This is a genomic window from Hwangdonia sp., assembly GCF_048381975.1.
In the GTDB taxonomy this organism is placed as follows: domain Bacteria; phylum Bacteroidota; class Bacteroidia; order Flavobacteriales; family Flavobacteriaceae; genus Hwangdonia; species Hwangdonia seohaensis.
This window is the reverse complement of record NZ_JBLWYT010000002.1, coordinates 263,153-276,916: the sequence shown is the minus strand read 5'-3', so window position 1 is coordinate 276,916 and position 13,764 is coordinate 263,153. Positions and strand designations below refer to the sequence as shown.

13 protein-coding genes are annotated in these 13,764 nt (G+C 36.5%); 5 read left to right on the top strand and 8 right to left on the bottom strand.

Going from position 1 to position 13,764, the window contains the following annotated elements:
• Window positions 1-72: 72 nt before the first annotated feature.
• Window positions 73-1,998 carry a T9SS type A sorting domain-containing protein gene (locus ACN5J7_RS05100; protein WP_418603080.1) on the top strand — a complete coding sequence of 642 codons (1,926 nt, stop codon included), beginning with the start codon at window positions 73-75 and terminating at the stop codon, window positions 1,996-1,998.
• Window positions 1,999-2,080: 82 nt separating this feature from the next.
• Here the strand turns inward: ACN5J7_RS05100 and ACN5J7_RS05095 are convergent, their stop codons facing one another.
• On the bottom strand, window positions 2,081-3,115 hold the full coding sequence (locus ACN5J7_RS05095; protein WP_418603079.1) for a quinone-dependent dihydroorotate dehydrogenase: 1,035 nt from the start codon (window positions 3,113-3,115) through the stop codon (window positions 2,081-2,083).
• A gap of 123 nt (window positions 3,116-3,238) precedes the next feature.
• On the opposite strand from ACN5J7_RS05095, the gene pepT reads away from it, so the two are divergent.
• Window positions 3,239-4,477 (top strand): peptidase T, encoded by a 1,239-nt coding sequence (gene pepT / locus ACN5J7_RS05090; RefSeq protein ID WP_418603078.1) that lies wholly within the window; start codon window positions 3,239-3,241, stop codon window positions 4,475-4,477.
• 61 nt (window positions 4,478-4,538) lie between these two features.
• Here pepT and ACN5J7_RS05085 read toward each other — a convergent pair whose 3' ends face one another.
• From ACN5J7_RS05085 to ACN5J7_RS05065, 5 genes are all read right to left on the bottom strand, one after another.
• Window positions 4,539-5,294, bottom strand: coding sequence for a LytR/AlgR family response regulator transcription factor (locus tag ACN5J7_RS05085; RefSeq protein ID WP_418603077.1), 756 nt, complete (start codon window positions 5,292-5,294; stop codon window positions 4,539-4,541).
• A 295-nt stretch (window positions 5,295-5,589) separates the two neighbouring features.
• Complete coding sequence (locus tag ACN5J7_RS05080) at window positions 5,590-5,919, bottom strand: 2TM domain-containing protein (RefSeq protein ID WP_311941490.1); 330 nt, start codon at window positions 5,917-5,919, stop codon at window positions 5,590-5,592.
• A 12-nt stretch (window positions 5,920-5,931) separates the two neighbouring features.
• Window positions 5,932-6,234 carry a 2TM domain-containing protein gene (locus tag ACN5J7_RS05075; protein WP_311941487.1) on the bottom strand — a complete coding sequence of 101 codons (303 nt, stop codon included), beginning with the start codon at window positions 6,232-6,234 and terminating at the stop codon, window positions 5,932-5,934.
• A gap of 14 nt (window positions 6,235-6,248) precedes the next feature.
• Entirely contained in the window at window positions 6,249-7,589 is a 1,341-nt protein-coding gene (locus ACN5J7_RS05070) for a histidine kinase (RefSeq protein ID WP_418603076.1), read from the bottom strand.
• Between the two features lie 21 nt (window positions 7,590-7,610).
• Window positions 7,611-8,234, bottom strand: a complete 624-nt coding sequence (locus ACN5J7_RS05065; protein ID WP_418603075.1) for a tetratricopeptide repeat protein — start codon at window positions 8,232-8,234, stop codon at window positions 7,611-7,613.
• A gap of 166 nt (window positions 8,235-8,400) precedes the next feature.
• On the opposite strand from ACN5J7_RS05065, the gene ACN5J7_RS05060 reads away from it, so the two are divergent.
• Window positions 8,401-8,802: a hypothetical protein gene (locus tag ACN5J7_RS05060; RefSeq protein ID WP_418603074.1), complete on the top strand. Its 402-nt coding sequence runs from the start codon at window positions 8,401-8,403 to the stop codon at window positions 8,800-8,802.
• A gap of 74 nt (window positions 8,803-8,876) precedes the next feature.
• Here ACN5J7_RS05060 and ACN5J7_RS05055 read toward each other — a convergent pair whose 3' ends face one another.
• Window positions 8,877-9,608, bottom strand: a complete 732-nt coding sequence (locus ACN5J7_RS05055) for an energy transducer TonB (protein WP_418603073.1) — start codon at window positions 9,606-9,608, stop codon at window positions 8,877-8,879.
• Window positions 9,609-9,814: 206 nt separating this feature from the next.
• On the opposite strand from ACN5J7_RS05055, the gene ACN5J7_RS05050 reads away from it, so the two are divergent.
• Window positions 9,815-10,471 (top strand): DUF2441 domain-containing protein, encoded by a 657-nt coding sequence (locus ACN5J7_RS05050; RefSeq protein WP_311941472.1) that lies wholly within the window; start codon window positions 9,815-9,817, stop codon window positions 10,469-10,471.
• 153 nt (window positions 10,472-10,624) lie between these two features.
• Here ACN5J7_RS05050 and ACN5J7_RS05045 read toward each other — a convergent pair whose 3' ends face one another.
• Window positions 10,625-12,778 carry a TonB-dependent receptor gene (locus ACN5J7_RS05045; RefSeq protein WP_418603072.1) on the bottom strand — a complete coding sequence of 718 codons (2,154 nt, stop codon included), beginning with the start codon at window positions 12,776-12,778 and terminating at the stop codon, window positions 10,625-10,627.
• A 132-nt stretch (window positions 12,779-12,910) separates the two neighbouring features.
• On the opposite strand from ACN5J7_RS05045, the gene ACN5J7_RS05040 reads away from it, so the two are divergent.
• Entirely contained in the window at window positions 12,911-13,609 is a 699-nt protein-coding gene (locus tag ACN5J7_RS05040) for a lysoplasmalogenase (protein WP_418603071.1), read from the top strand.
• Window positions 13,610-13,764 lie beyond the last annotated feature (155 nt).

Sequence of the window (13,764 nt, the reverse complement as noted above, 5' to 3'; positions counted from 1 at the left end):
ATATAACGCTTAAACGTTTTTATTATTCATAATTTGCGATAAAATATACATTTGAGCAAATGTTTGCCCCGAATGAATATTTTTACTTCAAGAATTACTATTCTTTTTTGTTTAGTTGGTTTTACCACCATGGGTTTGCTGTATGGTCAAAACACGGCAACTGATTGTGGCACAACAACTTCGGAAGCTTCCATAAAATACATTCAAAGTATAAAGCCTCAACTTCAAACTTTCGAGCAAGCGTTTTTAAATGCTAAGTACAGTAAGGGTGATACTCCTAAAAAAACTATTAACGCCATTCCGATAAAAGCACATATTATAAGACATTCCAATGGAACGGGTGGTCTTAGCGTTTCGGAGCTTGACGATGCGATTTCTAATTTAAATGCCATTTATAAAGATGCGTTCATGGAATTTTTCCTATGCGATGGCCTTAATTATATCGATGATGATAAATTGTGCTTTTTTGATAAAAAAGATGAAACCACACTAACCGAAAAATACAATGTTGCTGGTTTAATCAATATTTATTTTACCGATTACATCAAGAATGATTCTAATGAAATTATTTGTGGTTTCAGCAATAATGTGGCGAGAAAGGATGTTATTGTATTAAAAAACGATTGTGTTACCAACGATTCTACGCTAGAGCACGAAATGGGCCATTTTTTTTCATTGATACATACCCACGGGCCAAAAAACGATACTTTAACCAAAGAGTTGGTTGATGGTAGTAATTGCGATACTACGGGCGATGGCATCTGTGATACACCAGCCGACCCTAAACTTACAGACAAAAACGTAAACAATTTTTGCGAATATATTGGTACGGAAACCGATGCAAACGGAGCTGCCTTCAAACCCGATACTCAAAATATAATGTCGTATTCCAAAAAAGGGTGCAGAACGCATTTTACAGAGCAACAATTGGCACGTATGTACGCTTTTTTTATGACGACTAAAAACTATTTGTCCTGCCCGTCATTTAATGCCGATTTTGTTACGGATGTTAGCCAAACCTGCGAAGAAGATTTAACGGTTCAGTTTAAAAGTAGCTGTGAAAATATAACGCAATGGGAATGGGACATTGATTCTGACGGTGTTATAGATTACACCACTAAAAACCCAATACATATTTACTCTGCTGGGATTTACGATGTGACGCTAAAGGTTTCAAACAAATCAAAGTCCATTAGTAAAACCTATTCAAAATATATTAAAGTCGGGACACAACCCGATATGCTAAATGAAGATTTTGACGATTTTGAAGTGGCGGGAGATAAGGGTTGGACAGTCAACGATGTGTCTGAAAACGGTTATAACTGGTATGTTAATTTTGGCGAAACCTCAACAGAAAACACAGGCCCAAATAGTGATAATTCGAACACAGAAATTTTAGGAAAATATATTTACGCCGAAGCCTCTGGTTCCAACCCAGGTGATATTGCCGAATTTATTTCACCTTGTTTCACTGTTGACAAAGAAAACTCTGAACTTGAATTTTCATACCACATGTTTGGAAAAGGCATTGGTGAATTGCATGTGGATGTAAAAACCAAAGATGGTTACATTAACGATGTTATCCCCGCCATTAGTGGGAATCAACAAAAGAGTCAAAACGATGCGTTTTTAACCATGTCTGTAAATTTGTCGTCATTTACCAATCAAACCATAAAAGTTAGATTTAGAGCGGTTAGAGGTTCAAGTTGGGAAGGCGATATTGCCATCGATGATGTGTTTATCAAAACGATTTATGTACCTATATCGGACGAGAGTTTTATAGTATACCCAAATCCTGTTAAAGAAGACTTGCTATACATAAAAACCAACGATTCTGAATTGGTTTCAAATTTCGAAATTTCTAGTTTGGTGGGACAAACATTTTTATCTGGCGCCGTTTCAAACCAACCCATAGATGTGAGCAACTTATCTTCAGGGACTTATTTGCTTATTTTAAACGATGGTAAATCAAGGGTTCTGAAAAAATTCATTAAATAAAGATTGAAATTCCAAAAAAAGGAAATTCCAAATCCCATAAAAAGGAAACAAGCCTCAGCATAATAAACCAGAAATCAACGAATTAACTTTCTTTTAAAATCGCTTGGTTTATCGCTTTAATTAAACGCGGCCCTTCGTATATAAAACCTGTGTAAACTTGTATTAAATCGGCGCCAGCATTAATTTTTTCCAGAGCATCTTGGGCTGAATGCACACCGCCAACACCAATAATGGGAAAGGCCTTATTACTGTTTTCGGAAAGATATTTAATAACTTTTGTGCTTTTTTCTTTAATCGGTTGGCCACTTAAACCACCGTTACCAATAGCTTTTAATTGTTGCTCTGTGGCTTTTAGTTCGCTTCTGTCCATCGAGGTATTGCTGGCAATTACACCATCCAATTTGGTGTCGGCCACCAATTGAATAATTTCATCCAACTGTATCGTATTTAAATCCGGTGCAATTTTTAAAAGAATCGGTTTCTGTTTCCCAAAAGTTTTATTGGCATTTTGTACCGCGCCAATTAATTCTTCCAAATAATCTTTGTCATTTAATTTGGCATGGCTACCCACATTCGGGCAACTTACATTAAGCACAAAATAGTCAACATAGGGATGCAAGGCGTTGAAGCACTCCAAATAATCTTTGGTATAATCTTCAGGTTTTGTTTGGGTGTTTTTGCCAATATTTCCACCAATAATCAGTTGGCCTTTATTCTTTTTTAATTGGTTAATTGCGGCATCCAATCCTTCATTGTTAAAACCCATGCGGTTAATAATACCTTGGTCATTTTTTAACCGAAACAATCTTTTTTTGGGGTTTCCGGCTTGTGCCTTTGGGGTTACCGTACCAATTTCGATAAAACCAAATCCGAAGTTTGCCAACTCATTATACAATACCGCGTTTTTATCGAAACCTGCCGCTAAACCTACCGGGTTTTTAAAGGTTAACCCGAATACTTTTCGTTCTAAGCGTTTGTCATTCACAATATGCAAACCCTTAAATATAGACGTAAATCCAGGGATTTTAGACGTGAATTTTATTAATGAAAACGTAAAATGATGAATCTTTTCGGGGTCGAATAAAAAGAATAGCGGACGAAGTAATAATTTATACATCAGTATTATTTATGCAAAAATACTTCTAATTAAAAAAATGAGCAATTCAAAAGCTAAAAAACTTATAAGTCGTAACTTTAACCCCTAAATGAGCAATTAATTTTCTCACCAAAATATTATAGAATGATTTCAAAAGAAGGCCTTATAAAACGATTTATAAGTTACGTGACTATTGACACTGAATCGGACCCCAATTCCAACACCACACCAAGTACCCAAAAACAATGGGACTTGGCCAATAAGCTGGCCGAAGAACTTAAATCCATTGGCATGCACGAGGTTACCATTGACGATAACGCCTACATCATGGCAACGCTACCAAGTAATGTAGAACACGATGTGCCAACTATTGGGTTTATTTCTCATTTTGATACCTCGCCAGATTTTACGGGTGCCAATGTAAAACCTCAAATTTTTGAGAATTACCACGGTGGCGATATCTTATTGAATAAGGAAGAAAACATAGTTCTATCTCCAGATTATTTTGAGGATTTGCGTCAATACATCGGGCAAACCCTAATTACTACCGATGGCACAACGCTTTTGGGCGCCGATGATAAAGCGGGTGTTTGCGAAATTGTTTCGGCCATGGAATACTTAATTAACAACCCAGACATTAAACACGGTAAAATACGTGTCGGGTTTACGCCGGATGAAGAAATTGGCCGTGGTGCGCACAAGTTTGACGTAGAAAAATTTGGCGCAGATTGGGCTTACACTATGGACGGTAGCCAAATTGGGGAATTGGAATACGAGAATTTTAATGCGGCCAGTGCCAAAGTTAAAGTGAAAGGGAAAATTGTACACCCAGGATATGCGAAAGGGAAATTGATAAACTCCATGTACATCGCAACCGAATTCATCAACTCGTTGCCGCGAATGGAAACCCCGGAACACACTGAGGGTTACCAAGGGTTTTTCCATTTGAGCAATATGACCGGAAAAGTGGAGGAAACCGTTTTAGAATATATTATTCGCGACCACGATATGAAAAAGTTTGAAGCCAGAAAAGCGTTGTTTGAAAAGCTGGCGAATGAGCTAAACTCGCAATACGAAACAGAAGCCATTGTTGTTGAAATAAAAGACCAGTATTACAACATGAAAGAAAAAATTGAACCTGTTATGCATATTGTTGATATTGCTGAAGAAGCCATGAAACAATTAAACATAGAGCCCTTAATAAAAGCCATTCGTGGTGGTACCGATGGCTCGCAGTTAAGTTATATGGGATTACCTTGTCCTAATATTTTTGCTGGCGGACATAACTTTCATGGGCGTTATGAGTATGTGCCTGTTGAAAGCATGATAAAAGCCACCGAGGTCATTTGCAAAATTGCGGAATTAACGGCATTGAAAAAATAAGCTGTTTTAATTTTTTTAAATTTAAGATTATCTGAAAAGAGGAATGGTTATTTGTGAAAAATCACTCCAACCAAGCCTTAAAATCCTTAACGCGCTCACGGGCTACAATAACGTCCTGTTCTTTATAGGAATGGAGTTTAATTTGCAAGCGCGAGTTGGAATAGCTCACCATATCTTTTATGGCATTGATATTTACAAAAAACTTACGATTGATACGGTAAAAGGTTTGTGGCTCCAACTCGTTTTCCAACAACTCCAAAGTGGTATCCAAAAGATAGTTTCGCCCTTCGTTGGTGTACAAATACGTGCCTTTGTTTTCACTATAAAAACACTCGATATCATCGATATTGATGAGTTTTAAGTGCTGCCCTACTTTTACCGAAAACCGTTTTTTGTATTCTCTATCAATCGGGTTTATAAGGAGTTTTTTTATATCGTTAAAATCTAGGGTAACGGCTTGTTTTTGGGGTGCGCGATCTTGGTATTTTTTTACGGCCGTTGCCAAATCGTCTTCGTCAATGGGTTTTAACAAGTAGTCGATGCTGTTTAATTTAAAGGCCTGAAGCGCATACTCATCGTAAGCTGTGGTGAAAACAACGGCACTTTTAATGTTGACAGCTTCAAAAATTTCGAAGGATAGGCCATCGCTTAATTGGATGTCTAAAAATATTAAATCCGGATGTGGGTTGTTTTGAAACCAGTTGATGGATTCCTCAACGGAATGCAACATGGTTTTGGCTTCTAAATTTAATTTTTGCAGCATGCGCTGTAAACGTCGTGCTGATGGTTTTTCGTCTTCTATAATTATTACGTTCATTTTATAATTGTTCTTTTTTATCATTTCCTTGAAGAAGGAAATCTATTTGTTTTGCCACGAATTCACGAATGTTTTATCAACTTGTTTCTTTAAATATGCTGTACCGACTGCGACTGCTTACTGCCGATTGCGGACTAACCCCGCGTTAGGGATTGAAACGGCATCCTTTTTAAAACTTGATAAAACGAAAATAGCATTAAACTAAAATTAAGCAGATTGCCAAAGTTGTTCCTTCTTCGCAATGGCGTTTTAAAAAGATAAAGTGGAAAGCCCGACCCGCAGGGTAACGCCCAAATTACTTCCATTGTTTTTTATCTTTATCCATATACTCCCTGATTTTCCGCTCTTCCCAAGATTTACTGAAAACGAGGTTTTTTCCGAACACCCCAAGCGCGTGAAAGCCCAGGCCAATGCCCCAAAAAATAGCGGTTGAAAAGGTGCCGAAATGCCATAGATTGCCATTATTGGACACGACCATGGCTATAATGAAAATGTTAACCACAACGTACCAAAAGGCGTGCCAATAGAAGCCTTTAAGCTCTTTTACACGTTTTTTTGCACGGACGTATGCTTGTTCTTTTTCAAAATTTTTATTTTGGTAAGGTTCTAATTTATAATCTTCCATAATCTTAATGTTTTAATCCCACCGGTTTTCTTCTTTACGCATTATTTCTTTTATTTTGCGCTCTTCCCACTGGCTTCCAAAAAATCCTTTTTGAACAAAAACCACAAAGGCGTGAATGGCCAAACCAATACCCCAGCCTATAACCGAAAACCAAAACCATTTATAGTCCCAGTAGGTTTTGTAGTTAATAAAAATGGTGAACGGCGTAAATAAACAATATGCTAAAAGGTGTTGGTAAAAGCCTTTTATGGCTTCAACACGCTTGCGGGCTCTTATCGCTTTTTTGTTGGTTTCTATATCTGGTAATCTTTCCATGATTGTTATATTATTTAGTCCCAATTGTTTTTTTCGTTTTTCATAAACTCTTCCATTTTACGTTTTTCCCAATTTCTGCCCAATGCGCCATCGTTTACAAAAACCTTAAAGGCTTGAATGACCAAACCAATGCCCCAACCAAACATGGGGAACCAAAACCACTGGAATCCCCATGAGGTTTTGTAATTGATAAATATTAAAAATGGTATAACCAAAAAGTACGATATTAGGCTATAGTAAAAGGCTTTAAGCTCGTCAACATGGTTTAGTGCACGCATGTAGCTGTCGTCTAATGTTGATGATGTTTGTTCTGTTCTCATAATTGATATTTGTTTTGTAAGCATAGGTATGGCTACCGCAAACCTATTGGCTTGTTTGTTTACATTTATTTTTCGGTTGGTCAATAAATCATAGCGTTGCATAATATTGCTTAAGCCCACTCCACTGCTCTTTTTTACTATTTGTTTGGGCTGCAAATTGTTTTCGACTACCAGATTGTCTCGGTCTTCGTAAATTTTAATGTGCAAGGGTTTGGTTGATGTTACCATATTGTGCTTTACGGCGTTTTCCAAAAGCAATTGCAACGATAGCGGTACCACTTTGCTTTCTGGGTTTGATGCTTTTTCGGGCATACTGAAAACGATACTGTCCTCGAACCGCATTTTTAGCAACGACATGTAGGTTTTTGCAAATTGCAACTCCTCGTCAACCGTTACCAATTCCTTGTTTTTTTGCTCCAAAACATAGCGGTATACTTTGGATAGCGATGTGGTAAATTTTTGGGCGTTATCCGGATTTTCTTCAATTAAGCTGGTTAATACATTTAAGCTGTTGAACAGAAAATGCGGATCCAACTGATTTTTTAAAGCATCGAACTTAGCGCTTGCCGTACCTGCAATAACCTTTTGCTCTTTTATTTTGTTTTGCTGGTATCTGTTATAAAAATAAATAACATGAAAAATGGCAACAATGGTTAAGGTTACCCACAACCCAAACTGGTAATATTTAAGTTTTTCGTTGGCCAAAAAAGCTTCAAATGTATTGCCCACATAAAATACCGATGTGGAAGCTCGAAGAAAAAACAAGCCTATTAAAGTGATTACCGTGGATCCAAAAACACCAAAAACAATCCGCTTTACGGTCTCGTTTTTTTTCCATTGGCGGCCATCCATATAACCAAAAAAATACATATTGGAATACCCAAGCACAAAAGAATACAGCTGATAAAATGAAAAATCTATTAGAAAATCACTTACGCTATCAAACTCAAAGCCATCAGAAATAAAGTTGGCTACTACAAATACAGCGCACCCAATAACAAATGTTATAATGATATTTTTAACAGAATTTTTCATGTGTTTTTTTTAGTGTATAATTTACTTTTCACAAGATTTTAGTACTTGCTCCGCGCGCTCTTTTCCCCAATTAGGATGAAACGGTGTTTCTGGCTTAAAGTTAGCAAAAAGTTCTATAGAGCGTTCTATATCTTTACAAAATGGCGTGGTATCTTGCCCAAAATAACGTGCACCTCCCATGTCCCACTCTGCTTTGCTAAACACCACACGCGGGTTTTTGGGTGCTATTTGTGCTGCTTTTGTGTATAATTCCACTACTTTTCCCGAAAGCGTCATGCCGTAAGTGGCGCCATCGTAAGCTACCCAAGCGGTGTGCAATAAGGCTTGCAGCACCAAAATTTCCGGGTTGTCTTTTGAAATGGCCGTGGCATCGTTAATTAAATTTTGCGCCTTTTTAAGTTGTGCCGACAGTTTTTCTTCATCCTTTTCGCCAAAACTCTTTACAATATTAATTTGTGCGGCGTAATACAATGGCAACCAGTTGTCCGGTTCAGCTTTTGCGATACGCTCAAATAAATTGGCTGCTTCGGTGGGTTGGTTGCTTCCCCAGAGCTGAAAGGCCTTTTGCATACCTTTTTCGTAATTGGTTTGAGCATGCATTAGTCCTGATACTAAAAGTGCTGCGATAATAATTAAATGTTTCATAAGTTTGGTTTTTATACTGTTAATGATGAAACAAATATCAAGCAGAAAACCAATCTTTAAAAAAGCAACTTACCGAATTGTTATTTTTTGTAGACGAAATGTTAAACTTTAAATATTGGCTCGCAAAAATTATTACATTGAAGAAAATTCGAAACACAAACTAACTATGAAAAAAACAATTCTCATTGCGGTTTTGCTCACATTTTATATGGGAATAAGCCAATCATCCGCTCATGTTTCCATGATAGATTATGTACAGGTTTTAAATAAAAACAAAGCCGAAGCTCTTTTTTACTATCAAAACAATTGGCAACAGCTACGCATTAAAGCTATTGAAAAAGGCTTTATTACCTCTTACCAATTGTTGGAAACCCAACCAACGGCCAAAACGCCCTATACTTTTATGCTTATTACAACCTATAAAAACAAAGCGCAATACGAGGCCAGCGAGAAAAATTTTCAGGAATTGATTGATGCCGGCGATGGCTTAAAACTATTAAACGAGAAAGCGCCAAATGCCTTCAGAAAGGTAATTTTACACCATGATGCCGTAAAACACTGGCATTAAAAGAGGTTGCCTAAAAAGTCTACTTTAAACAACCTCTTTCTCACATTGATAAAACCATTTAAAAAAACCCTATTTTAACCTTCATGAAGTTTAAAAAATATAGGTACAGCATAACTTACTTTAACAGATTTACCACGCTGTTTTCCTGGAATCATTTTTGGTAACAAGCCAATAATACGTTCGGCTTCTTTTTCTAAAATTCTATCTGGACCTCTGGATCTTACATTGGTTGTATGTCCTTTAGAATCGATAACAAAGATTACCGACACACGTCCTTGAATATTCATTTCCAGAGCCGTTTGCGGATATCTAAAATTCTTTCTAACATGCTCTTGTACTTTTTGCTGGAAACAATCCTTCGTTTCATTTTTCGACAATCCTTCGCAGCCTGGAAAAACAGGCACGTCCTCAATGACTGCAAACGATACTTCTACGTCTTCTTCAACCTCTTCAACATCAACTTCACTAACATCTATAATACGCTCTTCAACAGCCTCGTTTTGATTGGCTTCAGAACTTTCAATTATAGTTTCTTCCACATCTTCAACATCTTCAACAATAGTAATGGTTTCAACAACTACTGGCGGCGGTGGCGGTGGCGGCGGTGGCGTATTGAGGTTTACAATAGGGATATCTTCCTCTAACTCTTCATCAACATCCAATATATCGATGGTTGCAAGATCTTTATCGTAAGTTTTGTACTCTAAAGCTTGCCAGGACATAAGCAGCATCACATTTAAACCTATGGCAAAGTACAGGCTACTGTTTCGTCCTATCTCTAATTCTGGGTTTTTTTTGGGTTTCATGACTAATCCGTTTTATACCATTAAAATTATTATAAAACCCAACTAAATACTATGATATTTATCATGTGTGGGTGGTTTTTGAATGTGAATTTTAAGTTTGATTTTGTGCGAAAAAATTGATATGTTTGTTTAGTGGTTGATATAAAACATTAAAACGACGTATATCCACGAGCCATTAGGTGCAAGTTGACTTACGAACAGAATTTATGAGATATTTTCATATTCAGATTTTAAATGGTATTCGAAAAGAATGGAGAAAAGGAGATTCTGAAAAAACAGGCTTTAATAATTTTTACAGAGATATTCTCAATGGCATCGAAAATATTTCAAAATTTAATTTCCAAGGCAAAAGATTAATTAAAAGAGCTGGAGAAACTATAGAAATTGAATGGATGGATAATCTAGACTACGAATCTAAAAACTATGAAGACCTTTTCTATAAAGTTCAAGATTTACTAATTGACTACGAAGGTTTATCAAACGAACTGTATAAATCACATTTTCAACATTTAAAATTAATAAGAGAAGATACGTTTGAGCAAGTTAGACTTGAAGTAAACCCTTTACTTCCATCAAGAAAAAAGTGCATTTGGTTATGCACAACTGACACACTTGAAAGTTGGTGGGATACTTTTAAAAAACACCCAAAAAAGAGAATAATAGAACTTGAATTATCTCCTAAAGGTAAAAGACACATTGCAGACGCGGAATACATAAAGACGGAATTACACAGTATTAAGGAATGGAAAACTTTAGCAACTGATTATTGGAAAGGAACAAAAACTTCTAATCCAGATTTGGAAGTACTTTATGAGGGACAGTTCAAGATAATTAATGAATACAAAAAAATAGAATTAATATAAAAACCAGTACCTAAAATTGTACAAAAATAATACATAAGTTTATTCCTAAATCTAAAGATTAGTGATTATTTGCTTGCATCCGATTTTCCTTCAGAAAATCCTTTAACTCAAACTACGCAGTATTCTAATATGAGACTGGTAAACAAATCTCCTCTACAAATTATCCAACTGGTTACTCTTTTTATCCTCGCTAATGGTCCAAAAGAAACCAACAAAAAAGAATTGGTCGGCCGCAGGTTGCAACGCACGTCTTTCAAAATGGCCATTCGCATTTGGTGTATTTGCATATTGGTAGCCATTAATATTTTTAAATCCCAACACATTATTTACCGAGGCGTACAAGATTTTTTGCGGACTTATTAAATAGGCCCAATTAATGCTTAAACTGTTATAAGCTTTGGTTTTGTTGTTTAAAAACCCAGGCTGGTTTAGGTTGGTGTAGGTTCTGCCCGAAGCAAACCCGTAACTAAAACCAACTTGACTGCGCCAATCGTTAATCCAATATTTACCAACTACCGAAAGATTATGTGTATTTGCAAAATTTGGCTGTGCTTTTTCGGCATAATTCCTGTAATCACGCTTGGTATCCAAAAACGAATAGCTTAACCAATAATCAAAATTTTTAATGCTTTTACTGTCTCTCCAAAAGAAATCGATGCCTTTTGCAAAACCGCTGCCATTGCTATTATAATTGCTGTTGAAATCTGGAAACTCGTCATTAAACTTCACCAAATCATCATATCTTTTATAATACGCTTCGGCCCGAAACAATTGCCTATCGGCATTGTACTGATAGTTAAAAATATAATGCGATGTCTTTTGGGGTTTTAAATTTTGATTGAACTTTAAAATATAACTCGACGGATTTTGGTAAAAATTACCATAAGCCAAAGACAACTGGCTTTTCCCTGAGGTTTTATAGGCCAACGACAGCCTAGGAGCCACAGTAAAATCTTTGAAAATTTCGGTGTATTCTGCACGTAAACCCGTTTTAAACGCTAATTTTTTCGATATAAAAATATCGGCTTCGGCAAAGGCTGCCGCAATGTTATCGTTATAACCGTAGCTTACCCGACTAACCGTATCATCGGCATAGGTTTCATCAAAATCCGTTGCAAAATACTCTGCGCCAAAATACAGTTTGAAACGGTTGCTTATTCGGTTTTTAAATTTCAGTTTGATGTGTATCGCGTTTTCAAAATCCTCAATATCACGATCCATAATATCGATTTTGTTGTTCCCGTGGGTATAACTTACCCCTCCGAATAACGACCAATTAGCGTTTAATGCCCCTTGATACGAGCCATTAACATATAGGTTTTTGTTTTTCAATTTAAAATCCAATCCTTCACTGTAATTGATATCTTCTTGGGTGAGTTCAAAATTTGTGGTATCAAAAGCCCCGTACAATTTAATTAAACCCGCATCTGTTTTTTTACGGAATACCGCTTCGCCCGAAAGGGTTTCAAAAGGTTTTTTCCAATCGTTTCTATCTGGAAACAAAGCGATATAAGGCGCTAAATTGATGTAGGACGCATTAACGCTAATTGAACTTTTATTCCATTTTTGGGTGTTGCCCAATGTTGCGCCAACACTCATTATGCCAATATCCGTTTTTTCTTGGTCGGGTTCGTCAATGGTATTTAATAGCAATACACTGGATAAGGATTGCCCAAATTCCGCTGAATAGCCACCCGTTGAAAAGGTGATGCCATCAAACAAAAAAGGCGAATACCGCCCGCGCGTTGGTGTGTTATTGGTAGTTGGCGAATACGGCGTAAACACACGGATACCGTCAATAAAAATCTGGGTTTCCTCGGCTTCACCACCACGCACAAACAACCGGCCGTCTTCGGCAACCGTTGTGGTTCCAGGTAAGGTTTGCAAGGCGCCAACAAAATCACCAATCGCACTGGCAGTGGTTACTACATCCAAAGGTTTTAGCACGTTAACCTTACTGTTATCGCCCGCCGCAAAGGTCCCGGCAGATAGCACAACGGCATCTAAAGTGTTTACATCTTCGCGAAGTTTAATGCTTAAATCTTTCATGTATGATACGTCGCCAACCATAGTAAAGGTTTCAAAAGACAAAAAAGATACGATTAGGGTTTGCGTACCGGTTTCTTCGGTTTTAAAGGAAAACAGACCGTTTTCATCGGTGGTACTGCCATCGTAAGTAGCATCCAAATAAACGTTTGCCCCAACAATGGGCAGCCCCTTGGTATCGGTAACTTTTCCGTTGATAATGGTTTGTGCCGTAATTTGAGTTGTAATAAATACACTTAAAATCAATAATAGCTTTTTCATTTTTTAGGTTGATTAGTGGTTTGTTCGTTTTTGTTGATGTGGTACTGAAATAAATTCAACACGAGCAAATTTGAAACATAACCACGCTTGAAAAAACTAATACTAACCGAACTGTAAAATTTTAATGATGAATTGAATATATTTGAAAAAATAGATATGGACATGCTAACCAAAACCGAAAAATCATTTTCATTAGTTTTCTCAATTGTTGTTATTGCAGAATTGATTGCCGGCTCCGTTGAAAGTTTAAACACGTACCATTACTTTACCAAGCCTTTAATTTTAATTTCGCTCATTTTTTTCTTTTGGAAACACGCGCAACATCTTGATGCCAAAACAAAATGGCTTACGCTTTTAGCCTTGGTATTTTCGCTAACGGGCGATGTGCTTTTAATGTTTGTAAATGCATCTGCCAATTATTTTATAAACGGTTTGCTTGCTTTTTTATTGGCGCATGTTATGTATGTTTTGGTTTTTTTAAGGAAAAGAAAGCATTCAAAAAAAGTATATCCGTTTACTATAATATTACTGCTTTATGCGGCTACCGTATTTTACTTTTTAAAGGATGGGTTGCGCGATTTACTGTTGCCCGTAATGGTTTATATGGGTGTTATTTTATTAATGGTCGTTACCGCTTTTTTACGACAGGGATCTGTTCCAAAAAACAGTTACATTTTAGTTTTTTTAGGTGCACTTTTTTTTATAACTTCGGATAGTTTATTGGCTTTAAATAAGTTTTACGAACCATTGCCTTTTTCAAATATCGGCATCATGCTTACCTATTCAATCGCTCAACTTTTTATTGTTTTTGGACTCATAAAGCAATCATAGACAAAATCTATATCATATATTCAAAATACTGAATATCAGATAAATAAAACAAAAAATACAAAGCATTCATTTAACCATCATAAACAAACTTCCAAAAAAGTTAAAAATCGCAAAATAAACGGTGGTTATCTTTCAATTTTTTAACCATCACATTT